24 protein-coding genes are annotated in these 23,136 nt (G+C 65.8%); 17 read left to right on the top strand and 7 right to left on the bottom strand.

Annotated features, from left to right (window positions below):
• Window positions 1-58 precede the first annotated feature (58 nt).
• Window positions 59-1,096 (bottom strand): phosphate ABC transporter substrate-binding protein PstS, encoded by a 1,038-nt coding sequence (gene pstS / locus ACLIIZ_RS05750; RefSeq protein WP_416691164.1) that lies wholly within the window; start codon window positions 1,094-1,096, stop codon window positions 59-61.
• A gap of 152 nt (window positions 1,097-1,248) precedes the next feature.
• Between pstS and ACLIIZ_RS21230 the strand changes: the two genes are divergently transcribed.
• From ACLIIZ_RS21230 to ACLIIZ_RS05700, 9 genes are all read left to right on the top strand, one after another.
• Window positions 1,249-2,112: an arsenate reductase/protein-tyrosine-phosphatase family protein gene (locus tag ACLIIZ_RS21230; protein ID WP_465221436.1), complete on the top strand. Its 864-nt coding sequence runs from the start codon at window positions 1,249-1,251 to the stop codon at window positions 2,110-2,112.
• 10 nt (window positions 2,113-2,122) lie between these two features.
• Window positions 2,123-2,611 (top strand): arsenate reductase ArsC, encoded by a 489-nt coding sequence (locus ACLIIZ_RS05735; RefSeq protein WP_416691163.1) that lies wholly within the window; start codon window positions 2,123-2,125, stop codon window positions 2,609-2,611.
• Complete coding sequence (arsB, locus tag ACLIIZ_RS05730) at window positions 2,608-3,678, top strand: ACR3 family arsenite efflux transporter (protein WP_416691162.1); 1,071 nt, start codon at window positions 2,608-2,610, stop codon at window positions 3,676-3,678. Before ACLIIZ_RS05735 ends, arsB begins: the two co-directional genes overlap by 4 nt.
• A 15-nt stretch (window positions 3,679-3,693) precedes the next feature.
• Complete coding sequence (gene arsD, locus ACLIIZ_RS05725) at window positions 3,694-4,056, top strand: arsenite efflux transporter metallochaperone ArsD (protein ID WP_416691161.1); 363 nt, start codon at window positions 3,694-3,696, stop codon at window positions 4,054-4,056.
• A gap of 9 nt (window positions 4,057-4,065) precedes the next feature.
• Window positions 4,066-5,811 carry an arsenical pump-driving ATPase gene (arsA, locus tag ACLIIZ_RS05720; protein ID WP_416691160.1) on the top strand — a complete coding sequence of 582 codons (1,746 nt, stop codon included), beginning with the start codon at window positions 4,066-4,068 and terminating at the stop codon, window positions 5,809-5,811.
• Complete coding sequence (locus tag ACLIIZ_RS05715; RefSeq protein WP_416691159.1) at window positions 5,804-6,352, top strand: sigma-70 family RNA polymerase sigma factor; 549 nt, start codon at window positions 5,804-5,806, stop codon at window positions 6,350-6,352. Before arsA ends, ACLIIZ_RS05715 begins: the two co-directional genes overlap by 8 nt.
• A 72-nt stretch (window positions 6,353-6,424) precedes the next feature.
• Window positions 6,425-7,465, top strand: coding sequence for a permease (locus tag ACLIIZ_RS05710; protein ID WP_416691158.1), 1,041 nt, complete (start codon window positions 6,425-6,427; stop codon window positions 7,463-7,465).
• Window positions 7,466-7,476: 11 nt separating this feature from the next.
• Window positions 7,477-7,707, top strand: coding sequence for a thioredoxin family protein (locus ACLIIZ_RS05705; RefSeq protein ID WP_416691157.1), 231 nt, complete (start codon window positions 7,477-7,479; stop codon window positions 7,705-7,707).
• A gap of 33 nt (window positions 7,708-7,740) precedes the next feature.
• Window positions 7,741-8,673, top strand: a complete 933-nt coding sequence (locus ACLIIZ_RS05700) for an MBL fold metallo-hydrolase (protein WP_416691156.1) — start codon at window positions 7,741-7,743, stop codon at window positions 8,671-8,673.
• A gap of 22 nt (window positions 8,674-8,695) precedes the next feature.
• Here ACLIIZ_RS05700 and ACLIIZ_RS05695 read toward each other — a convergent pair whose 3' ends face one another.
• A complete protein-coding gene (locus ACLIIZ_RS05695; protein WP_416691155.1) occupies window positions 8,696-9,217 on the bottom strand; it encodes a hypothetical protein in 522 nt (173 codons plus the stop codon).
• A gap of 109 nt (window positions 9,218-9,326) precedes the next feature.
• Between ACLIIZ_RS05695 and rpiA the strand changes: the two genes are divergently transcribed.
• Both rpiA and ACLIIZ_RS05685 read left to right on the top strand, forming a co-directional pair.
• Window positions 9,327-9,995 (top strand): ribose-5-phosphate isomerase RpiA, encoded by a 669-nt coding sequence (gene rpiA / locus ACLIIZ_RS05690; RefSeq protein WP_416691154.1) that lies wholly within the window; start codon window positions 9,327-9,329, stop codon window positions 9,993-9,995.
• 60 nt (window positions 9,996-10,055) lie between these two features.
• Complete coding sequence (locus ACLIIZ_RS05685; protein WP_416691153.1) at window positions 10,056-10,604, top strand: hypothetical protein; 549 nt, start codon at window positions 10,056-10,058, stop codon at window positions 10,602-10,604.
• 28 nt (window positions 10,605-10,632) lie between these two features.
• Here ACLIIZ_RS05685 and ACLIIZ_RS05680 read toward each other — a convergent pair whose 3' ends face one another.
• Window positions 10,633-12,585 (bottom strand): monovalent cation:proton antiporter family protein, encoded by a 1,953-nt coding sequence (locus ACLIIZ_RS05680; RefSeq protein ID WP_416691152.1) that lies wholly within the window; start codon window positions 12,583-12,585, stop codon window positions 10,633-10,635.
• 53 nt (window positions 12,586-12,638) lie between these two features.
• Here ACLIIZ_RS05680 and ACLIIZ_RS05675 point away from each other — a divergent pair, with 53 nt between their 5' ends.
• The 5 genes from ACLIIZ_RS05675 (at window position 12,639) to ACLIIZ_RS05655 (ending at window position 16,230) form a co-directional block, all read left to right on the top strand.
• Entirely contained in the window at window positions 12,639-13,637 is a 999-nt protein-coding gene (locus tag ACLIIZ_RS05675) for a KpsF/GutQ family sugar-phosphate isomerase (protein ID WP_416691151.1), read from the top strand.
• Between the two features lie 22 nt (window positions 13,638-13,659).
• Window positions 13,660-14,244, top strand: a complete 585-nt coding sequence (gene lptC, locus ACLIIZ_RS05670) for an LPS export ABC transporter periplasmic protein LptC (protein ID WP_416691150.1) — start codon at window positions 13,660-13,662, stop codon at window positions 14,242-14,244.
• A complete protein-coding gene (gene lptA / locus ACLIIZ_RS05665) occupies window positions 14,241-14,840 on the top strand; it encodes a lipopolysaccharide transport periplasmic protein LptA (protein ID WP_416691149.1) in 600 nt (199 codons plus the stop codon). Before lptC ends, lptA begins: the two co-directional genes overlap by 4 nt.
• Before the next feature lie 190 nt (window positions 14,841-15,030).
• The gene (locus tag ACLIIZ_RS05660) at window positions 15,031-15,582 is read left to right on the top strand and encodes a phasin family protein (protein ID WP_416691148.1); all 552 of its coding nucleotides are present in this window, start codon (window positions 15,031-15,033) and stop codon (window positions 15,580-15,582) included.
• An 81-nt stretch (window positions 15,583-15,663) separates the two neighbouring features.
• Window positions 15,664-16,230 carry a phasin family protein gene (locus tag ACLIIZ_RS05655; protein WP_416691147.1) on the top strand — a complete coding sequence of 189 codons (567 nt, stop codon included), beginning with the start codon at window positions 15,664-15,666 and terminating at the stop codon, window positions 16,228-16,230.
• Window positions 16,231-16,296: 66 nt separating this feature from the next.
• Here ACLIIZ_RS05655 and ACLIIZ_RS05650 read toward each other — a convergent pair whose 3' ends face one another.
• Genes ACLIIZ_RS05650 through ACLIIZ_RS05640 form a run of 3 tightly spaced genes read right to left on the bottom strand, consistent with a single transcriptional unit; the run spans window position 16,297 to window position 18,280 of the window.
• Window positions 16,297-16,782 carry a YbaK/EbsC family protein gene (locus ACLIIZ_RS05650; RefSeq protein WP_416691146.1) on the bottom strand — a complete coding sequence of 162 codons (486 nt, stop codon included), beginning with the start codon at window positions 16,780-16,782 and terminating at the stop codon, window positions 16,297-16,299.
• The gene (locus tag ACLIIZ_RS05645; RefSeq protein ID WP_416691145.1) at window positions 16,779-17,549 is read right to left on the bottom strand and encodes a competence/damage-inducible protein A; all 771 of its coding nucleotides are present in this window, start codon (window positions 17,547-17,549) and stop codon (window positions 16,779-16,781) included. Before ACLIIZ_RS05645 ends, ACLIIZ_RS05650 begins: the two co-directional genes overlap by 4 nt.
• Entirely contained in the window at window positions 17,546-18,280 is a 735-nt protein-coding gene (locus tag ACLIIZ_RS05640; RefSeq protein ID WP_416691144.1) for an EI24 domain-containing protein, read from the bottom strand. The genes ACLIIZ_RS05645 and ACLIIZ_RS05640 overlap by 4 nt, the downstream gene beginning before the upstream one ends.
• A 108-nt stretch (window positions 18,281-18,388) precedes the next feature.
• Here ACLIIZ_RS05640 and ACLIIZ_RS05635 point away from each other — a divergent pair, with 108 nt between their 5' ends.
• Window positions 18,389-19,087: a hypothetical protein gene (locus ACLIIZ_RS05635; protein ID WP_416691143.1), complete on the top strand. Its 699-nt coding sequence runs from the start codon at window positions 18,389-18,391 to the stop codon at window positions 19,085-19,087.
• A 1-nt stretch (window position 19,088) separates the two neighbouring features.
• Here the strand turns inward: ACLIIZ_RS05635 and hrpA are convergent, their stop codons facing one another.
• Window positions 19,089-23,033, bottom strand: coding sequence for an ATP-dependent RNA helicase HrpA (gene hrpA, locus ACLIIZ_RS05630; protein WP_416691142.1), 3,945 nt, complete (start codon window positions 23,031-23,033; stop codon window positions 19,089-19,091).
• Window positions 23,034-23,136: the final 103 nt, after the last annotated feature.

Raw genomic sequence — 23,136 nt, 5'->3', positions numbered from 1 at the left:
GAAAGAAAACGCCTCCAGCCACTAGGACCGGAGGCGTCCGGTTCAACGCTGGCCCCGCTTACTTGACGGCCTTGCCGGAAGCGTCCTTGATGTTGGCCCAGGAAGCGGCAATCTGCTTCACCAGGCTATCCGGCAGCGGCACGTAGTCGAGGTCGGAAGCCAGCTTGGCGCCGTTCTTGTACGACCATTCGAAGAACTTCAGCACTTCAGCGGCCTGCGCCGGCTTGTCCTGAACCTTGTGCATCAGGATGAAGGTGGCGCCGCTGATCGGCCAGGCACCCTTGCCCGATTGGGCGGTCAGGATTTCGCCGAAGGCCGACTTGCTCCAGTCGGCGCCAGCGGCGGCGGCCTTGAAGTTGTCGTCGTCGGGACGGACGAATTCGCCGGCCGGGTTCTTCAGCCAGGTCCAGGCCAGGTGGTTCTGCTTGGCGTAGGCGTATTCAACGTAACCGATCGAGTTCGGGATGCGTTGCAGGAAGGCGGCAACGCCTTCGTTGCCCTTGCCGCCCATGCCGGTCGGCCACTGCACGGCCGTACCTTCGCCGACCTTGCTCTTCCAGTCGCTGCTGGCCTTGGACAGGTAGTTGGTGAAGATGAAGGTGGTGCCCGAACCGTCGGCGCGACGAACGACGGCGATGTCGTCGCCAGGCAGCTTGACGTTCGGGTTCAGTTCGGCGATCGCCTTGTCGTTCCACTTGGTGATCTTGCCGAGGTAGATGTCGGCGACGATTTCGCCGGTCAGGCGGAGGTCGCCGGCCTTGACGCCGACCACGTTGACCACCGGCACGACGCCGCCGATCACGGTCGGGAACTGGACCAGGCCGTCCTTGTCGAGCACTTCCTGCTTGAGCGGCATGTCGGAGGCGCCGAAATCGACGGTCTTGGCGTTGATCTGCTTGATGCCGCCGCCGGAGCCGATCGACTGGTAATTGACCTTGTTGCCGGTCGCCTTCTGGTAGGCATCGGCCCATTTGGCGTAAACCGGGGCCGGGAAGGAAGCGCCGGCACCGGTGATTTCGGCGGCCTGGGCGCCGAAGCCGGCGAGGCCCAGCGACAGGGCGAGCAGGGAAGCGCGGAAGATACGGGATTGCAACATGTCTGGTTCCTTCTGTGGGTGAAATGGACGAACGCAGTCTAGGAAGCTTTTGTTACAGCCGGATGACAAAGACCCTGGCGCAATTTTTTCGTCAAAAAAATGTCACCTCAGCGAAATAAAATTTCGCTTCGCATTTCGATATTATTGGAAATATGGAAATCAAAACCGCCACCGAAAAGCTCGCCGCCCTCGGCAACGAATCCCGGCTCGCCATCTTCCGCCTGCTCGTCGAAGCCGGCCCCGCCGGCCTGAGCGCCGGTGCGCTGGGGCGCACGCTGGACCTGGCGGGGGCCACCGCTTCCTTTCATTTCGCCCACCTGAGCCGGGTCGGCCTCATCGAAAGCCGGCGCGACGGGCGCAGCATCATCTATTCCGCCTGTTACCCGGCAATGGACGAACTGCTCGCCTTCCTCACCCACAACTGCTGCCAGGGCAGCAACTGCCTGCCGCTGACGAGCGCCTGCGACAGCATCGAGAAACGCCGCCCGCCCCCCTTACCCGACGGAGATCCCCAAATGAACGACCGCATCTACAACGTGCTTTTCCTGTGCACCGGCAATTCGGCGCGCAGCATCCTGGCCGAAGCCTTGCTCAACCACCTCGGCGAAGAGCGTTTCCGCGCCTACTCGGCCGGCAGCCGGCCGACCGGCACGGTCAATCCCTACGCCCGCGAACTGCTCGAACGTCAGCATTTGCCGACCGCGCAACTGCGCAGCAAGAGCTGGGACGAATTCGCCAGTGCCGACGCACCTCGCCTCGACTTCATCTTCACTGTCTGCGACAACGCGGCCGGCGAAGTCTGCCCGGTCTGGCCCGGCCAACCGATGACCGCCCACTGGGGTGTCGAGGACCCGGCCGCCGTCGGCGGCGATGACGAAGCACGGCGCGAAGCGGTCATGAAGGCGAGCATCCAGTTGAAACGACGCATCGAACTATTCCTTGCCCTGCCGATCGACAAGCTCGACGCGATGGCGCTGCAGGACAAGCTCGACGGTATCGGCCGCGAAAAGAGCTGAGGAACGACGGATGAAAACCGTTCTCGTGTTATGCACCGGCAACTCCGCCCGCTCCATCCTCGGCGAGGCCTTGTTCAACCACCTTGGCGGCGGTCGCATCCGCGCCTTTTCGGCCGGCAGCCAGCCGACCGGCACGGTCAATCCGGTCGCGCTCGAAACCCTGGCAAGCCATGGCGTGCCGCTGCCCGAAGCGCGCAGCAAATCGTGGGATGAATTCGCCGCCCCCGGCGCGCCGGCCATCGACTACATTTTCACCGTCTGCGCCTCGGCGGCCGGCGAAACCTGCCCGATCTGGCCCGGCCATCCGACCACCGCCCACTGGGGCATCGCCGACCCGGCCCACGTCGAACCGCTGGCGGCCCGCCAGGCTGCCTTCGAGCGCGCTTACCAAGTGCTGCGCCAGCGCGTCGAGGCTTTCCTGCAACTGCCGCTGGAAACCATGAGCGCCGCCGAAATCAAGATGGCGGCACAGCGGATTCACCAGGAGTGCGAACAATGAGCGCGCAATGCGGCGTTGCCGCGAAACAGGCGGCCGGTGCCCCGATGGGCTTTTTCGAGCGTTGGCTCAGTCTCTGGGTGGTGCTCTGCATCGTCGCCGGCGTCCTGCTCGGTCAGTGGTTCCCGGGTGCCTTCCAGGCCCTGGGCGGAATGGAAGTCGCCCAGGTCAACCTGCCGGTCGGCTTGCTGATCTGGGTGATGATCGTACCGATGCTGATGAAGATCGATTTCGCGACGATCCATGAAGTAAAGGACCAGAAGGCCGGCATCGGCATCACGTTGTTCGTCAACTGGGCGATCAAGCCGTTCACGATGGCGGCGCTCGGCTGGCTGTTCATCCGTTACGTCTTTGCCCCTTACCTGCCGGCTGAACAACTTGACAGCTACATCGCCGGCCTGATCCTGCTCGGCGCGGCGCCGTGCACGGCGATGGTCTTCGTGTGGAGCAACCTGTGCCGGGGCAACGCCAACTTCACGATCTCGCAGGTGGCACTGAATGATCTGGTGATGGTCTTCGCGTTTGCCCCCATCGTCGCGCTGCTCCTTGGCGTCTCCGCCATCCCGGTACCGTGGGACACGCTGCTGCTGTCGGTGGTGATGTACATCGTCATTCCGCTGGCCATCGCCCAGGGGCTGCGCAAGCATTTCCTGCGCGGCGGCGAAGCGGCCTTCAAGCGGGCCATCGAACGGATCGGCCCGTTCACCATCGTGGCGCTGCTGGCAACGCTGGTTCTGCTCTTCGCTTTCCAGGGCGAGGCCATCGTCCGCCAGCCGCTGATCATCGCCATGCTGGCCGTGCCGATCCTGCTCCAGGGCTTGTTGATCGCTGCCATCGGCTACTGGCTCTGCCACAAGTTTCGCGTCCAGCACGACGTTGCCGGTCCGGCGACGATGATCGGCGCCTCGAACTTCTTCGAACTGGCGGTCGCCGTCGCCATCGTGCTCTACGGTTTCGATTCGGGCGCCGCGCTGGCCACCGTAGTTGGCGTGCTGATCGAGGTACCGGTGATGCTATGGCTGGTGAAGATGGTCAACTCGACCAAGACCTGGTACGAAAAATCCCTTTGAAACGAGGAGAAGAAGATGCAGAAACTTGAAGTTTACGATCCCGCCATGTGCTGTTCGACCGGCGTCTGCGGCGTCGATGTCGATCCCGTGCTGGTCCAGTTCGCCGCCGACCTCGCCTGGGTCGGCGAGCAAGGCGTTGCCGTCCTGCGCTACAACCTCGGCCAGGAGCCGCAGGCCTTCGCTGCCAATCCGGCGGTGGTCAAGGAAATGGAAGCCGGCATCGACCGCCTGCCGATCGTCGCCATCGACGGCAAGATCGTCAGCAGCGGCCTTTATCCGACGCGCGCCCAACTGGCGCAGAAACTCGGCCTGACCCTGGGCAGCAGCGAAGAGGCGCCGAAAAAGTCCTGCTGTTCGCCGAAATCCGGCTGCTGCTGAGGAAAACCCATGCTCGATCTCGACCAGGCGCCACGCTACCTCTTCTTCACCGGCAAGGGCGGCGTCGGCAAGACCTCGCTCTCCTGCGCCAGCGGCCTGGCCCTGGCCGAAACCGGCAAACGCGTGCTGATCGTCAGCACCGACCCCGCCTCCAACCTCGATGAAGTCCTGGAAACGCCACTCGCCGGCACGCCGACGCCGGTACGCGGCGTGCCTGGCCTGAGCGCCCTCAACATCGACCCGGAAGCGGCGGCGGCCGCCTACCGCGAGCGGATGGTCGCGCCCTACCGCGGCATCCTGCCGGCGGCGGCGATCCAGAGCATGGAAGAACAATTCTCCGGCGCCTGCACGGTCGAGATTGCCGCTTTCGACGAGTTCGCCAAACTGCTCGGCGAGCCGGCGTCGACCGCCGACTTCGACCACGTCATCTTCGATACGGCGCCGACCGGTCACACACTGCGCCTGCTGACGCTGCCTTCGGCCTGGAGTGGTTACATCGACAGCAGCCACGGCGGCGCCTCCTGTCTCGGGCCGCTGGCCGGCCTGGAGAAACAGAAAGCGCTCTATGCGGCCACCGTCGAGCGGCTGTCCGATCCGGCACGGACGCGTGTCGTCCTGGTCGCCCGGGCCGACGCCGCCGCCCTGCGCGAAGCCGAACGGACGCGCCACGAACTGGCCGAACTGGGCGTTGCCAACCTGCAACTGGCGATCAACGGCCTGTTTTATGCCGCCGGCAACGACCCCGTCGCCCTCGCCATGGAACAGCGCAGCAGCGCAGCGCTGCTCGCCATGCCAGGCGGCCTGGGTGCCCTGCCCCGGCGGGTCGTCCCTTTCCTGCCGCGCGGCACGGTCGGCCTGGCCGCCCTGCGCGCCATCGTCGCCCCCGCCCCGGCCGCCGCGCCCGAGGTAGCGCCGGCCACGAGCACGAAGCTGCCGGGCGGTCTCGCTGCCTTGATCGACGAACTGGCCAGCGCCGGACGCGGTGTCGTGATGACGATGGGCAAGGGCGGCGTCGGCAAGACGACGGTCGCTGCCGCCGTTGCCGTGGCGCTGGCCCGCCGCGGCCACCGGGTGCATCTGACCACCACCGACCCGGCGGCGCACGTCGCGGCGGCGGTCGATGGTGAAATTGCCGGCCTCTCGCTCAGCCGCATCGACCCGACCGCCGAAGTCGCGGCCTACACCGAAGAGGTGCTGAGCAAGGCGCGCGGCGCGCTCGACGACAGTGCGCTGGCGCTGCTGGAAGAGGATTTGCGCTCGCCCTGCACCGAGGAGATCGCCGTCTTCCGCGCCTTTGCCCGTGAGGTCGATCGCGGCAACGACGGTTTCGTCGTCCTCGATACCGCGCCGACCGGCCACACCATCCTGCTGCTCGACGCCGCCGAGGCCTACCACCGCGAGGTGCTGCGCACGCGCGGCGAAATGCCGGCCGCCGTGACCCAACTGCTGCCGCGCCTGCGCGACCCGGCCTTCACCCACGTGCTGATCGTCACCCTGCCGGAAGCGACGCCGGTACACGAAGCCGAGCGCCTGCAAGGCGACCTCGCCCGGGCCGGCATCCAGCCCTGGGCCTGGGTCATCGAGCAGAGCCTGCTGGCCAGTGGCAGCCGCGACCCGCTGCTCGCCCTGCGCGGCGCTTACGAAATCCCTTACATCCGGCGCGTCGCCGACAGCCTGTCGCCGCGTTGCGCGCTGATTCCCTGGCTGGCCGAAGCCCCGGTCGGCAGCGCCGGCCTGCGCCAGTTGGATGTCTGACGACCGCCCCTGCCTGACCCGCGCCTGGCGCGAGACGCGCGGCGAGCTGCACGGCTGGCTGCGCCACCGGCTCGACGGCGACACCGAGGCCGACGATCTGCTGCAGGAAGTCTTCCTGCGCGCGCTGCGTCAGGGCGACGCCTTCTGCTCCCTCGACAACCCGCGCGCCTGGCTCTTCCAGGTCGCCCGCAACGCGCTGACCGACCGCCTGCGCGCCCGGCGGCCGCTTGGCGAACTGGGCGACGACCTGGCCGCCGCCGAAAGCGAGACGCCGGCACCGGTCGATCTGCTCAGCCAGTGCCTGCCGCGCGCCCTCGGCGAGCTGGCCGCGGCCGACCGACTGGCGATCGAGTTGTGCGACATCGGCGGCCTGCCGCAGCAGGCGCTGGCCGAGCGGCTCGGTATTTCACTCTCCGGCGCCAAGTCGCGCCTGCAACGGGCGCGCCAGCGGCTGCGTGCCCGACTGGTCGAGGGCTGCCAGGTCTGTTTCGACGAGGACGGCCAGGTCGCCGGCTTCGTCCCGCGGCCACCGCTTGAATAAAACCAGCCGAAGCTGCGTCTTTTTTCCGGGATAACCGTCTACACGGTTGACCACGCCGTTCCGGAAAACATCATGACCCTCCTGCGACAACCTTCCACCACCGCCGGCTGGCTGAGCCTGATCGCCGTCGGCAGCGCCCTCTGGCTGGCGCTCTACCAGAACCTGAGCCCATTGGCCGAAAGCCTGATCGGCGGCTTCGGCCTCGACCGCAGGACGCCTTTCGGCGAGGCGCTGCATTTCTTCTTCTACGACACGCCCAAGGTGCTCCTGCTGCTCACCGGCATCGTCTTCCTGATGGGCGTGGTACAGACCTTCTTCGCGCCGGAACGCACGCGCGCCCTGCTTTCCGGCCGCCGCCAGGGGGTCGGCAACATGCTCGCGGCCCTGCTCGGCATTGTCACTCCCTTCTGTTCCTGCTCGGCGGTGCCGCTGTTCATCGGTTTCCTGTCAGCCGGCGTGCCGCTCGGCGTGACCTTTTCCTTCCTGATCTCGGCGCCGATGGTCAATGAAGTGGCGCTGGCGCTGCTCTTCGGCCTCTTTGGCTGGCAGGTCGCGGCGCTCTACCTGGGACTCGGCCTGCTGGTCGCCATCGTCGCCGGGCTGGTCATCGGCCACCTGAAGATGGAACGCCACCTGGAAGACTGGGTGCAGCAGATCCAGCGCGGCGAAGCCACCTGGAACGACGACGGGTCGAACGGCTGGCCGGCGCGCTTTGCCGCCGGCCGGCGCCATGTGCGCGAGATCGTCGCCAAGGTCTGGCCCTACATCCTCGCCGGCATTGCGCTCGGCGCAGGCATCCACGGCTACGTGCCGGAAGATTTCATGGCTTCGTTCATGGGCAAGGATGCCTGGTGGGCGGTGCCGGCCGCCGTCGTGCTCGGCGTGCCGATGTATACCAACGCCGCCGGCATCATCCCGATCGTCGAGGCACTGATCGGCAAGGGCGCCGCGCTCGGCACCGTGCTCGCCTTCATGATGAGCGTCATCGCACTCTCGGCGCCGGAGATGATCATCCTGCGCAAGGCGCTCAAACCCACCCTCATCGCCACCTTCGCTGGCGTCGTCGCCACCGGCATCCTGCTCGTCGGCTACGTGTTCAACCTCGTCCTCTAGGGAGAAAAAGCATGAAAGACATCAAGGTGCTCGGCACCGGCTGCGCCAACTGCCGCAACACGGTCAAACTGATCGAGGAAGTCGCCGCCGAAAAAGGCGTCGCCATTACCCTGAGCAAGGTCGAAGATTTGCCGGAGATCATGAAATACGGGGTGATGTCGACACCGGGAGTGGTCGTCGATGGCAAGGTGGTACACGCTGGCGGCATCCCGGATCGGGCCAAGATCAGTAGCTGGTTGTAAACGAATAAAACCCCAACGGAGGAGGAAGAGACAATGAAGAAGATATTGCTGGCGCTGACTGGCGCCTTGATGCTGTTCGCCCAGACGCTTCGTGCCGAGGCCGTATTCACGGTCGACGCCCTGGGCAACGGCGTTTTCGCGTTGATCGGCCAGACCGGCGGCCGCCTGTACGAAAACCACGGCCTGAACGCCAATTACGGCGTGATCGACACAGCGGCGGGGACGATCCTGATCGATGCCGGGGCCTCGGCCGTCGCCGCCAGGGTCCTTGAAATGGAGGCCAGAAAACTGACCGGCAAGCCGGTCAAATGGGTGATCAATACCGGTGCCCAGGACCATCGCTGGCTGGGTAACGCTTACTTCGCCGCCCAGGGCGCACAGATCATCGCCTTGCAACGCACGGCGACGACGCAAACCCGTCTCGGCAAGGGACAGATCGAAGCGCTGGGCCGCGACCTGAAGGAACAGATGGAGGGCACCGCCCCCGCGCCCGCCGCCCAGCCGCTGGCCGGCGATACCCAGACCTTGACGCTGGGCGGCCGGACGCTGGAGCTGCGTTACTTCGGCCATGCCCACTTTGCCGGCGATGCCGTGGTCTGGCTGCCGCAGGAGAAGATCCTGTTCTCCGGCGATCACATCTACGTCGACCGCCTGCTCGGCATCCTGCCTGAAAGCAACGCCGAAACCTGGCTCAAGGCTTTCAGACAAGCCATTGCCCTGCAACCGCAACGCATCGTTCCCGGTCACGGCCGGGTCTGCGACGTGGCGCAGGCGCAACGCGAAACCGGCGACTACCTGGCTTTCCTGGTCGACGGTGGCCGGAAGCTGGCCGAGGAAATGGCCGGCGTCGACGCTGCCGTCGCCGCGCTGCAGGATGCCCCGGCCTTCGCCGGCCTGAAGAACTTCGCCGATCTGCACCGGGGCAACGTCAATCGCGCCTACCTGCGCTTCGAGGCCGGCCAGTAAGCAGGCCGGCCAGCCCCGGAGTTCACTTCTTCGCCGGCCGCCCGGTCTTGATCCGCTCGATGCGCCCCATCACCGCCTGCAGTTCGGCGTCGTTGAGGGCAGCCAGAACGGCGATGCCGGCGCGCAGCAGTTCGCTCTTCTTGGCTTCGCTGCCCAAGCTTGCCATCCGCTTCTTGAGTACGGCGATCTGCGCGTATTCGGTTTCCGGCATCGCGTAGCTGTCGCGTACCAGCCGCGGCTTCTTCAGCTTGGCCGGCTTTTCGACTTTCTCGACCTTTTCCGCCTTGGTCTTGGCGGTGGCCTTGGCCGGCTTTGCCGCCTTCGGGGCCTGAGGCGGGTCGTAGCTGATGGCTTCGGCCTTTTCCAGCGCTTCGGCAAGCGCCTGCTGGTGTTTGGCGACGGTCTGTTCGACCGACGGTGTCTTGCGCGGCGCACGGGCCCTGGCCGGTGCCTTGGCCGGTGCCGACGCGGGTGCTGCGGCGGTGCCTACGGCTTCGGCAGGCTGGACGACGGGGGACGGGGAAGGATTTTCTTTGGTAGTCACTGCGGGTTCTCCCTAAAAACGGTATATCCAGTTTAGAGGATTTCAAACTGTCACGTGGTTAAACTTTTTTGACAGTAGAATCGCGGCAAACCATCCCAGGAGCCCCCCCATGACCCAGGACGAACTCAAGCAGGCGGTCGCCCAGGCCGCTGCCGATCATGTTGCGGAAAGCACGCCGGTCGGCGCCATCATCGGCGTTGGCACCGGCTCGACGGCCAATTTCTTCATCGATGCGCTGGCTGCGCTGAAGGACCGCATCGGCGGTGCCGTCGCCAGTTCCGAGGCAACCCGCCAGCGCCTTGCCGGCCACGGCATCCCGGTGCTCGACCTCAACGAGGTCAGCCGGATTCCCGTCTATGTCGACGGCGCCGACGAAATCGACGATGGCCTCAACATGATCAAGGGCGGCGGCGGCGCACTCACCCGCGAAAAGATCGTTGCCGCCGTCGCCGACTGCTTCGTCTGCATCGCCGACGCCTCGAAGCTGGTCGACACGCTGGGCAAATTCCCGCTGCCGGTGGAAGTCATCCCGATGGCCCGCGCCCATGTCATCCGCGAACTCGAGAAACTCGGCGGCCTGCCGCAACTGCGCGAGGGCTTCGTCACCGACAACGGCAACCAGATCGTCGACGTCCGCGGCCTCCTGATCCACGATCCGAAAGGCCTGGAAGCGAAGATCAACCAGATTGTCGGCGTCGTCACCAACGGCCTGTTCGCGATGCGCCCGGCCGATCTGCTGCTGCTCGGCACCAGCGAGGGCGTGCGCCGCATCGGCTGAGTCATCGGCCTGTCACATCGGGGCGCCAGACTGCCGGCATTCGACAGCCGGGAGCGCCCCATGTTCTTGTCCGCCCAGGAAATCGCCGCCAGCCGCGAGCAGGCGCTCGGCAACCTGCTTGCCCTCTCCTCGCACTACCTGGCCACCAGCCAGCGCGCCTGCCAGATCGCCACCGGCGCCGGCCGGGAGGGCATCGAACACGCCAGCCGCCGCTGGAGTCAGCTCGCCCACGGCCAGCTCGACGCGCTGATCCAGTTCCCCGCCACGCTCTGGCTCGACGCCCTGCCGCGCGTCGGCGAACTGCTCGACCAGTCGCTGCAACTTCTCGGCGAGGCCCACAAGGCCTGGCTGCAAGGTAGCGAGGCGCAGGTCCGCATCGTCGACGGCATCGTCTTCGCCTACCTGCGGCGCGCCGGCCGCAGCAGCCCATGGGAAACCGTGATCGTCCTCGACGCGCTGCGCAACACGCTGAACGGGGCGGAGCAGACCCTGCACGAAATCAATGCGGCGGCCATCGAGCAGGTGGACCGGGTTGGCGAGGAAATGCAGCAGGTCGTCACCCCGAGCGCCAACCGCCGCGTACGCGCCAGGAACAAGCCGGAAGCTTGATGCAGCGAGCTGCCGACGACGCGCGCCCTTAACGCTTGAGCAGGCGGTCTTCGGCCGCCGCCACGGCGCCTGGCGTACCGAGCACGACGACGACGTCGCCTTCGTCGAGCCGGGTCTCCGGCGCCGGTTCGAGAGCGCGGATACCGCGCCGACGGATAGCGCTGACCTCGCAGCCGAGCAGTTCCAGGCCGAGTTCGCCGAGCGTCTGACCGATCGCCGCGGCGCCAGGCGTCAACCAGATCGAATGCAGACGCGACTGGCTGTTGTCGTCATCGTCCCGATCGGTGAAGCCCCGATAGAAGCCGCGCAGCAGCCGATAGCGCTGGCCACGCACCTGGCGGATGCGCTTCAATACGCGGTTGATCGGCACGCCGACCAGGACCAGCGCGTGCGAAGCAAGCATCAGGCTGGCCTCCAGCGTTTCCGGGACGACTTCGGCGGCGCCGGCGCTGGCCAGCCGGTTCATGTCCTTCTCGTCGGCGGTACGGACCACGACCGGCAGGTCGGGGCGCATTTCCTGGACGTGATGCAGGACCTTTTCGGCCAGCTGGGTGTCGCTCATCGTCACGATGACGACGCTGGCGCGCATCAGGCCGGCCGCCATCAACGCCTCCTTGCGCCCGGCATCGCCGAAGACGACGCTTTCGCCGCCGCCCGCCGCCTCGCGCACGCGGTCCGGATCGAGGTCGAGGGCGATGCTCTGTATCCCTTCCTGGGCCAGGAAGCGCGCCAGGTACTGGCCGTTGCGCCCGAAGCCGCAGAGGATCGCGTGCTTCTCCGAGGTCATCGACTGGGCGGCAATCTGCGTCACCTGCATCGAGCGCAGCAACCATTCGCTGGCGACGAAGCGCATCACCAAACGCTCGCTGTACTGGACGATGAAGGGGGCGATCAGCATCGACAGCACCAGCGCGGTCAGCACCACCTGCTCGATCCCCTTGGGCAGGTGGGTGATGACGCCGAGCAGCACGAAGCCGAATTCGCCGCCGGCGCACAGCCACAATCCCGAGCGGATGGCGTTGCCGGAGGAGGCGCCGAGCTTCCACGACAGGAGGCCGACGATCAGCGCCTTGATCACCAGCAGCAGGACCAGCACCAGCATCACCTGCCACCACAGGCCGACCAGGATATGGAGGTCGAGCTTGACGCCGATGGTGACGAAGAAAAGCCCCATCAGCACGTCGCGGAAGGGTTTGATGTCCTCTTCCACCTGCATGCGGAACTCGGTTTCGGCGATCAGCATGCCGGCGACGAAGGCGCCCAGCGCCAGCGACAGGCCGGCGTGCTCGGTGATCGTCGCCAGGCCGAGGGTGATGAGCAGCACGTTGAGGACGAACACCTCGGCCGACTTGGCGCGGGCGACGAAATGGAACCACTTGCGCATCAGCTTCTGGCCGAACACCAGGATCAGCGCCAGCACCGCCGCCGCCTTGAGCATTGCGACGCCCATCAGCATCGCCAGTTTTTCCGGCGATTCGGTCAGCGACGGCAGCAGGACCAGCAGCGGCACCACGGCCAGGTCCTGGAACAACAGCACGCCGACGATCTGCCGGCCATGCACGGAATCGAGCTGCATGCGTTCGGCCAGCAGTTTGCTCAGCACCGCCGTGGACGACATGGCGAACACCGCGCCCAGCGCGATCCCCAGTTGCCAGCCGATGCCCAGCGCCATCACCAGCAGCAGCACGACCAGCATGGTCAACAGCACCTGCAGCAAGCCCAGCCCGAAGACGATGCGTTTCATCGCGTAAAGCTTCGGCAGGGAGAATTCGAGGCCGATTGAGAACATCAGGAAGACGACGCCGAATTCGGCGATGTATTCGGCGCGATGGATGTCCGACATCAGGTTGAACGCGTGCGGCCCGATCATGCTGCCGACCGCCAGGTAGCCAAGCACCGGCGGCAAGTTGAAACGACGGAAGATAACCACGGCGAGAACCGAGGCTCCGAGCAGCAGCAGGACGAGGGAAAGGGCGCTCAAATCGGGCTTGATGAAGTCAGGTATACTCCGGCCATCATAACCGCAGCCCGCCCATGAACCCAAATCCGTCGCCCGCCTGTTTTTCGCCGGAACGCGCCCTGCTGCTGGGCCGGCAGACGCTCGCCATCGAGGCGGCGGCAGTCGCGGCGCTGCAGGCGCGGATCGACGACAGCTTCGCCGCCGCCGTCCGCCTCATCCTCGACAGCTGCGGCCGGCTGATCGTCAGCGGCATGGGCAAGTCCGGCCACATCGCGCGCAAGATCGCCGCCACCATGGCCAGCACCGGCACCCCGGCCTACTTCGTTCATCCGGCCGAGGCCAGTCACGGCGACCTCGGCATGATCACCCGCCACGACATCCTGCTGGCGCTGTCCAACTCCGGCGAATCGGAAGAGTTGCTGCGCATTCTGCCAGCCCTCAAGCGGCAGGGCGCGCGGGTCGTCGCGATGACCGGCAACCCGACCTCGACGCTGGCCCGCGAAGCCGACGTCCACCTCGACGCCGGGGTCGCCCAGGAAGCCTGCCCACTCAACCTGGCGCCAACCGCCTCGACCACCGCCGCGCTGGCCCTCGGCGACGCACTGGCGGTCGCCCTGCTCGACGCCCGCGGCTTCGGCCCGGAGGATTTCGCCCGCTCGCACCCCGGCGGATCGCTCGGCCGCCGCCTGCTGACCCACGTCCGCGACGTCATGCGCCAGCGCGACCGAGTGCCGGCGGTAGCGCCGACAACGCCGATCAGCGAGGCCATCGTCGCCATGTCCCACGGCGGCCTCGGTCTGGTTGCCGTGGTCGATGACACCGACCGGCCGGTCGGCATCTTCACCGACGGCGACCTGCGGCGCGCCTTCGAGAAACGCATCGACCTCCAGGACGCCAGCATCGTCGCCGCGATGACTGCCACCCCGCGCACCATCGGCGCCGATCGCCTGGCCGTCGAAGCCGTCGAAATGATGGAGCGCCTGCGCATCAATGCCCTGCTCGTCTGCGACGAGGACGGCAAGCTGCAGGGCGCGCTCAACATGCACGACCTGTTCACCGCCAAGGTCATCTGATGAGCGCCATCACACTCCTGCCATGAAGAACTGGTCCGGCCAACTCTTCCCGATCACCCTGCTGGCGCTGCTGGCGGGGCTCAGTTTCTGGCTGCAGGCGATCCTCACCACCGACGAAGTGCGTCCGGGAAAGCGCCTGGCGACCCATGAAGCCGATGCCATCGTCGAAAATTTCGAAGTCCGCCGCCTCGACGAGCAAGGCAAACTGCAATACCGGCTGAGCGCTCCACAACTGCGTCACTTCCCCGAGGATGACAGCTCACTGATCACTTCGCCGCGTCTGCTCGCCTATCGCGACGACGCGCCCCCGCTCATCCTGACTGCCGGCCAAGCGAAGGTCACGGCTCGCGGCGAAACGATCACCCTCGACGACAGCGTGGAAATCACCCGCGCCGCCACCGAAAAACGCCCTGAACTCAATGCCCGGACCTCGACGCTGACCGTCGAGCCGGAAACCGGCAAAGCCCATACCGACCAGGCCATGACCATTACCCTGGGCGCCTCCGAAATCAGTGGCGTCGGCGCCCGCATCGACAACAAGGCCTCGACCTTCGAACTGCGCTCGCAGGTTCGCGGTCGCTACCTTTCCGCCAGAGCCAAGCCATGATCCTTCGCCCCGCCCTGCTCGCCGCCATCATTCTTGGCTGCCCCCCCGCCTTCGCCGAAAAGGCCGACCGCGACAAGCCGATGCTGCTCGAAGCCAACCGCATCTCGATCGACGACGCCAAGAAGCAGCAGATCCTCGAAGGCGATGTCGTCATCAGCAAGGGCACGCTGATGATCAAGGCGGCACGCATCATCGTCAGCGAGGACCGCTATGGCTTCCAGAAGGGCATCGCTTTCGCCCCGCCGGGCGGCAAGGCGAGCTTCCGCCAGAAACGCGACGGGCGCGAAGATTACGTCGAAGGCGAAGCCGAGCGCATCGAATACGACAGCAACAGCGAGATCGCCGAACTTTTCCACCGCGCCCACATCCGCGCCGGCGAGGACGAGGTCCGCGGCGACTACATCTGGTACGACGCGGTCAGCGAGAAGTTCCTCGCCAGCGCTGGCGAGGCGAGCGACCCGAAGGGCGCCACACCGCGCGTGCGGGCGGTGATCCAGCCGCGCAGCAAGGGCAGCGAACCGAGCCGTCCGAGTACCCGTGGCGACAATCTGCAACTGCGCAGCGCCGGCGACATCGACCCGAAAGACCCTCGATAAAATACCATTAGCATCAATCACATGGCTGATTCGAAAGGATTTATCCTGTTTGTGCAGTGCACAAAATAGTTGTTGACAAGTCAACACGCTCGTCTATAATCAAAGACATGGTGCGGTGCAGCAACGCAAAGCGAAACGGCACTGCCAAGGCCACCCCTGTTCTGCCAGACTTTTCTTTCCGGAGACCCCCATGTTCAAGACGCCCGAGCAATTCGCCGCTGCCAACAAAGCCACCGTCGATTCCCTGCTGTCCCTCGCCAACACCGCGCTCGCCTCCGCCGAACGCATCGCCGCCCTGAACCTGAACACCGCCCGCTCGCTGATGGAAGATTCCGTCTCCGGCGCGAAGGCGCTGATGGGCGCCAAGGACGTCCAGGAAGCCCTGTCGATCCAGGCCTCGCTGGCCCAGCCGAACGTCGAGAAGGCCGTTGCCTACTCGCGCAGCGTCTATGAAATCTCGGCCCAGACCCAGGAAGAACTGTCGAAGATGGTCGAAGCCCAGTTCTCCGACTTCCAGAAGACCGTCTCCGGTCTGCTCGATCAAGCCGCCAAGTCCGCCCCGGCCGGCTCCGACGTTGCCGTCGCTGCCGTCAAGAGCGCCATCGCCGCCGCCAACTCGGCTTTCGACAACATGAACAAGGCCGCCAAGCAGGTTGCCGAGATTGCCGAAGCCAACGTTGCCGCCGCCACCAACGCCACGGTCAAGGCGGTCAGCGCCACCGCCGCCCCCAAGAAGAAGTAAGTTGTTGCATCCAGGCCTCTGCCTCCGGGCGGAGGCTTTGTTTCATCCCAACCACCTATAAAACGCACGCTGGAGATAACGATGAGCAACCCGAACCTTGAGCAACTGACCGCAGCACAGAAAGCCAACGCCGAAGTGATGACCGCCCTCATGCGCACCGCCTTCAACGGCCTCGAGCGCCTGACCGCGCTGAACATGGCGGCGACCCGCGAGTTCTTCAACACGACGGTTGCCAGCACCCAGCAACTGCTCGCCGCCAAGGACGCCAACGCCGTCGCCAAGCTGGGCAGCGAACTGACCCAGCCGAGCACCGAGAAGCTGATGGACTATTCCCGCAGCCTCTATGACCTGGTCACCGAAATGCAGAAGGAAGTCACCTCGGTGATGGAAGCGCAGTACAGCAACTTCCAGCAGACCGCTGCCAGCGCGGTGGAAAAGGCCAAGACGGCGACGCCGGTCGGCGGCGACGTGTTCGCGGCGACCATGCAGACCATGCTCGACGCCTCGACCAAGGCCTTCGGCCAGATGAACTCGATGGCCAAGCAGCTGTCCGACATCGCCGAAGCCAACATGCAGGCCGCCACCAAGGCAGCAGCGCCGGCCAAGACCAGCGCCACCGCCGCCGCCCGCAAGAGCGCCACCAAATAAAACAGGCGCCACCCAACCCCAACCCCGAAAACCCGCGCCAGTCGCGGGTTTTTTATTGCCTGGAAATCAGTCCTGGCGGATGTCCTGCCAGTCGGCGGTGGTAATCGCGGCAAGCTCTGCCGGCGTCAGCGGAAACACCGAATACGGCGTGCCGCCGGCTGCCCAGACGCGCGTAAAGCGCAGCAGGTCGCGATCGAGCAACAGGCGCAGTGGTTGCGCGTGACCGAGCGGAGCGACGCCGCCGATGGCGTAGCCGGTTGCCGCACGGACGAAATCGGCATCGGCGCGGCCGAGCTTCTCGCCAACCAGCGCCGCCACCTTGCGCTCGCAGACGCGGTTGTCGCCGCTGGCGACGACCAGCACCGCCTGCCCGCTTTCCTTGCCGCGAAAGACGATGGACTTGGCGATCTCGGCCACCGAACAGCCGATCGCCGCCGCCGCTTCGGCGCTGGTCCGGGTCGGCTGCTCGAATTCGACGACACTGCCGACCAGCCCGGCGGCGACGAGCAATTGCTGGGTGCGCTGGGCGGTGGGATGTTCAGCCGGCTTCATGCGTCCTCCCGCCAGCGCCAGGTGATGCCGCGCTTTTCGATCTCGATGCGGATTTCCTCCATCGCCCGCTCGACCAGCGCCGGCGCGCCTTCGACGCCCAGCTCCAGGTGCCGGCGCTCCTGGCCGACCAGCGAGGGCAGCGAGAACAGGCGCAGGCTCGGGTAGGCGGCGACGATGCGCTCCATCAGGTCGAGCAGCGCGCTCTCGTAGGCGTTCGGCCCGGTCAGCAGGAAGGCTTTCTCGACCTTGTCGCCGACCGCCCTGAATTGGTCCCGGTAGAAGCTGTCGAGCGCCCACTCGATCATCGGATGCGCCATCTGCGGGAAGCCGGGCACGAAATAGTGCTCGTTGGCCATGAAACCCGGGATGCGGTTGAACGGGTTGGGCACGATGCGCACGCCGCGCGGGAAGGTGACCAGCAGCTTGCGCTGCTCGGTGATTTCCTCGTTGGCGAAGCGTACCTTCAGCTCCTCGAAACCTTCCGGGTGCAGTTCAAGATCGACGCCGAGCGCCGCCGCCACCGCCTGCCGGGTGTGGTCGTCGGGCGTGTTGCCGATACCACCGCAGGAAAAGACGACGTCACCGGCAGCCATCGTGCGCTTGAAGGTGTCGGTCAGGCGCTGCCGGTCGTCGCCCAGATATTCGACCCAGGACAGTTGCAGGCCGCGCGCGCCGAGCAGCTCGGCGATCTTCGCGAAGTGCTTGTCCTGGCGTTTGCCGGACAGGATTTCGTCGCCGATGATGACGGCGCCGAAGGTTCGACTCATGCTTGTTCTCCCTGAATGCTGACGATGGCGCCACCGCGCGAGCGGCGCAGGGCTTCCAGCCCGTAATGAACGAATGATAGCGCAGCCAGCGCCGGCACCAGGAGGCCGAGCACCGGCACGTGGGCGAGCACCGCCATGAGCAGGCCGAGCAGGAACAGCGGCAGCTTGTGCTGCGCCCGCAGGCTGGCCCATTCGGCGTCGCTCGCGTGCAGCGACAGCGCGTCGTAGGCGAAGGTGCGCCGGTTGAGCCAGGCCATCAGCAGCAACGGAACGAGCAGTGAGAAGCCGGGAATCAGCCACAGCGGGATGGTCACCAGCCAGGCGACGACGAAGATCAGCGCCGCCCCCAGGCTGTTGACCGTGGCGGCGACGAAGCTGTCGCGCCCCATCGCGGCCAGGTCGCGGTACTCGGTTTCCGACAGATGCTTGAGCAACAGCGGCATGATGACGATCGCCGCGAGCAGCGAGGCACACAGGTAGGCGACGGCAAAGATCGCCAGCCAGCCGCCCAGCCAGGCCAGGAAGGTGGCCAGCCAGACCAGCCCCCAGGCGGCGAGCCAGGTCATCGGCGGCAGTACGAGCAGTTGCTCGGCCAGCCAGCCCAGCCCCCACAGCGCCAGCGCCACCGAGAGCAGCATGGCGGCCAATGCCGGCAACAACAGGTACAACCAGACCCGACCGGCACGCAGGTCGGCCAACGAGCGGCCCAAGGCCAGAACCACGAGTTCCATCACGGCACCTTCCGGAAAGCGAACGCAGGCGTCATTTTAAAGTTTTTGCCGCCCTCGCCGTAGAACTGCCATTGCCTCTGTTTTCCCGTCCCGATGAACCTGCCGTCCTTGTCCGCCAGCCAAACGATCGCCTTGTCTTCGACCAGGACCCGCGATGTCTGGGCAGAACGCCAGGAAGAGCGATGGCAGAACATGCAGGAAGGCCTGCGCCGCCTGCGCGCCATGCCCAGCCCAAAGGACACCGCGAAGGCGCACGCCGCATCCCGGGTCGAGCAATTGAAGGAGAGAATCAAGCAGTTGCGGGCGATGTTGATCGGCCTGCCACCGGAACAGGCCAAGGCCATTCTTCGCCAGATTTCGACGATCGCCAAGGAACTTGCCGGCATGGCCAAGGTGGCGGGCGGCGACAGCGGCGGCGCTGCTGCCGGGACGACTGGCGCCGCCATCGCCAGTTCGCCTCCCTCGTCCGAATCGGCGACGGTCGAAGAAAGCCCGGAGCGTGCGCCGGCTGCCTCGGCGGCAAGCGAGCCGGCGGCGAATGATGCCGGCGACGACAAGTCCTTGCGCGACAAACTGGAGGAAGTGGCCAAGCAGTTGAAGGCACTGCTCGAACAGGCCAAGGCCCGGATGCGCAAGGCCCACCAGCGGGAAGATGACGAGTTCAGAGCGGCGGAAAATGCGCTGCACCAGGTCGATGCCGCGCTCAGAGGCGGCGGCGACCTCTATGGCGGACTCGGTGCCGCCGCCGGGATGGCGCCGACGCTGACGCTGAGCAGCATCGCCGGCAGCATCAGCGTCATGGCCTGACTCAGCGAGCCATCCCTTCCCATTGCTTCTGCAGCCGCTTGACCGAGACCGGCACCGGCGTGCGCAGTTCCTGCGCGTACAGCCCGACGCGCAGTTCTTCAAGCAGCCAGCGGAATTGCTCGATTTGCGGGTCGACCGTACCCATCTTCGCCAGCTGGATCGCGCGGCGCTCGTAGTTGGTCCATAGCGGCGCGTACTCGGCCATCAATTGCGCGTCGCGGGCGGGGTTGGCCTTGAGCTTGTCGAGCCGCACGCCGACCGCCTTCAGGTAGCGCGGGTAGTGCTGCAGACGCTCGAAGGGCGTGTCGACGACGAAGTTCTTGCCGATCAGCCGCTTCAACTGCGCCTCGATGTCGGCGACGGCCGCCGCGTGCGCCTTGAACGCCGGCAATTTCTTGACCGCCGCCTGCCATTCGCTGAGCACGGTGCCGACCAGGCGGCAGACTTCCTGCATGATCAGCCCGAGCCGCGCCTTGGCCTCGGCACAACGTGCCTTGAAGGCGTCCGGTGTGGTCGGCAGCGGTTCGGTCAGGCAGGCACGCTCGAAGGTCAGTTCGACGAGCTGCCGCTTCAGGTCGTCGCTGCTGCCCAGCGCCATGAACTGCATCGCCATCTGGGTCAGGCCGGGGACGTTCTTGTCGAAGTACTTCACCTGCTCCCTGAACTGCAGCATGAACAGGCGCGACAGGCCCTTGCGGTGCGCGTCGGCAGCTTCCTCGGCGGAGTCGAAAACCTTCAGGCTGACTGTCTCGCCGTCGTCGATCAGCGCCGGATAGCCGATCACGGTTTGTTTCCCGACCGGCACTTCCATCAGTTCCGGCAGTTCGCCGAAGGTCCAGTCGGTCAGTTGGGTGTATTCGGAAGGCGTTTCGTGCAGGTCGGCGAATTCCTCCTTGGCTTCCCTGCCCCATTCGCCGCGCAGCGCGACCAGGCTGCGGTTCATGTCGAGTTGCCGGCCGTGCTCGTCAATCAGCTTGTAGTTCATCGAGAAGTGCGGCGGCAGCGCGTCGGGGCGGAAGGCGTCGGGCGTCACCGCCCAGCCGCGCGCGTTCAGCCCGCGCGCTTCGAGGATGAATTCGATCAGCGGATTGATGATGCCCTGGTTGAGCTTGCGGTCGTTGCCTTCGACAGCGGCGAGGAACTCCTCGACGAATTCCGGCACCGGCACCAGCTTGGCGCGGATTTTCTGCGGCAGCGTCTTGATCAACTGCACCAGTTTTTCCTTGATCAAGCCCGGCACCAGCCATTCCATGCGCGCCGCCGGAATCTGGTTCAACTGCGCCAATGGCAGCGTCAGCGTCACGCCGTCCCTCGGCGAGCCCGGCTCGAAGTGATAAGTGAGCGCATACTCCACACCACCGGCCTTGAGCCTGTGCGGGAAGGCCTCGGTGGTGACGCCGGCCGCCGAGTGGCGCATCAGGTCGTCCTTGGCCAGGAACAGCAGCTTCGGGTTGTCCTGCTCGGCGCTCTTGCGCCAGTGGTCGAAGGTGGCGCCGTTGTGGATGTCTTCCGGAATCAGGTGGTCGTAGAAGGCGAAGATCAGTTCGTCATCGACCAGCACGTCCTGGCGGCGCTGCTTGTGCTCGATCTTCTCGATCTCGCGGATCTGCTTCTGGTTGTGCTGGAAGAAGGGCCAGCGCTTGGCAAACGACTCCTCGATCTCCTCGGCAACCAGCCCCTGACGGATGAAGATCTCGCGCGCCTCGGCCGGCGCCAGCGGGCCGTAATGGATGCGTCGCTTGGGGTTGATGACGATTCCGTAGAGCGTCGTGCGTTCCCAGCCGGCAACCTGCATCGCCTTCTTTTCCCAGTGCGGATCGAAGTACTGGCGCTTGATCAGGTGAGCGCCCACTTTCTCGATCCAGGAGTCCTCGATGCGCGCCACGCAACGCCCGAACAGGCGCGTCGTCTCGGTGATCTCGGCCGCCATGATCCACTTGCCGGCCTTCTTCTGCAGCGGCGACGACGGGTGAATCAGGAAGCGGATGCCGCGCGCGCCGAGGTAGTAACCGGACTCGTCCGACTTGCAGCCGATATTGCCCAACAGGCCGGAAAGCAGCGCCATGTGGATGGCGTCGTAGGTGCCGGGAATCTCGTTTTCCTTCCAGCCGAGTTCAGTCACCATCGCGTGCAACTGGCCGTGCACCTCGCGCCATTCGCGCAGGCGCAGGTAGGAGAGGAAATGCGCGTGGCAGGTATCGACCAGCGACTTGTTCGATTTCTTGTGCTCGACGGCGTTCTGGAACCACTGCCAGAGTTTGACCCAACTCAGGAATTCCGACTTCTCGTCGGCAAACAGCTTGTGCTTCTCATCCGCCGCCTGCTGCCGCTCCTGCGGCCGTTCGCGCGGATCCTGCGTGGACAGCCCGGCGGCGATGACCAGCACTTCCTTCAGGCAGCCGAGGTCACGCGCGGCGACCAGCATGCGACCGATGCGCGGATCGAGCGGCAGTTTCGCCAGCGCCTCGCCGACCTTGGTCAGGCGGTTGTCGTCGTCAAGCGCGCCGAGTTCCTGCAACAGCGCATAGCCGTCGCTGATCGCCTTGGCCGGCGGCGGCTCGATGAAGGGGAAGCTCTCGACGTCGGTCAGGCGCAGCGACTTCATGCGCAGGATGACGCCGGCCAACGAGGAACGCAGGATTTCCGGATCGGTGAACGGCGGCCGGGCGTTGAAATCGGCCTCGTCGTAGAGGCGGATGCACACACCCGCCGCCACCCGGCCGCAGCGGCCGGCGCGCTGCCGCGCCGCCGCCTGCGAAATCTTCTCGACCTGCAACTGCTCGACCTTGTTGCGGTACGAGTAGCGCTTGACCCGCGCCAGCCCGGTGTCGATGACGTAGCGGATGCCCGGCACGGTGAGCGAGGTTTCGGCGACGTTGGTGGCCAGCACGATGCGCCGCTGGCCGCCCGAGGGCTTGAAGATGCGGTCCTGCTCGCCGGCCGAAAGGCGCGAGAACAGCGGCAGGATTTCCGGCGCATGCGCGCTGCTCAGGCCGGGTCTAGCCAAGGCATGCTTGCGCAGTGCCTCCGCCGCCTCGCGGATTTCGCGCTCGCCGGGCAGAAAGACGAGGATGTCGCCGGAACCCAGCCGGGCCAGTTCGTCGGCGGCATCGACGATGGCGTCGTAGAGGTCGCGCTCGTCGTCCTTCTTGTCGATGTCCTCGACCGGACGATGGCGCACTTCGACCGGGTACAGGCGGCCGGACACCTCGATCACCGGCGCCCCGTTGAAATGCTGCGAGAAGCGCTCGGCGTCGATGGTCGCCGAGGTAATGATCACCTTGAGATCAGGCCGGCGCGGCAGCAACTGCTTCAGGTAGCCGAGCAGGAAATCGATGTTCAGGCTGCGCTCGTGCGCCTCGTCGATGATGATCGCCTCGTAGGCGTTCAGGTAAGGATCACTTTGCGACTCGGCGAGCAGGATGCCGTCGGTCATCAGCTTGACCCAGCTCTCCGGCGTCGACTTGTCGTGGAAGCGGATTTTCACGCCGACGCCGGCGCCGACCTGCGTCTTCAGTTCCTGCGCCAACCGCGTCGCCACCGACCGCGCGGCCAGCCGGCGCGGCTGCGTGTGGCCGATCAGGCCACGGGCACCGATGCCGAGGTCGAGACAGATCTTCGGCAACTGCGTCGTCTTGCCTGAACCGGTCTCGCCGCAGACGATGACCACTTGGTGCCTGGCGATCAGTTCGGCGATTTCGTCGCGCCGCTCGTTGACCGGCAGGTCGGGCTGGAATTCCGGTTGCGGCAGCTTGCCGCGCCGTTCGCCAACGGCGGCCTGTGACGTGGCGAGCAACTTCTCCAGATCAGCCTGCAGTTTTTGCCGCTTGTCGCCAGTCGACCGTGGCAGTTCGCGCTGCAGCGCGCGCAGGCGACGGGCATCGGCAGTCAGGGTGGACAGGGAAACGTCGTCGCGCGACGCGGGCTTGCGGAAGTTGGCAGACATGGGGGCGAATTATATTCGCCCGACGAGGCGGACAGACTGGCGCAATCCCACTCCTCCGCCGGAAAGATGGTCAGCTAAGCAAGATCACGTATCGACAGGTCCG

The organism is Azonexus caeni, assembly GCF_048146105.1.
Lineage (GTDB): Bacteria > Pseudomonadota > Gammaproteobacteria > Burkholderiales > Rhodocyclaceae > Azonexus > Azonexus aromaticus_B.
Note: the sequence above shows the minus strand (reverse complement) of the source record. Positions and strands in the feature narration are given on the sequence as shown.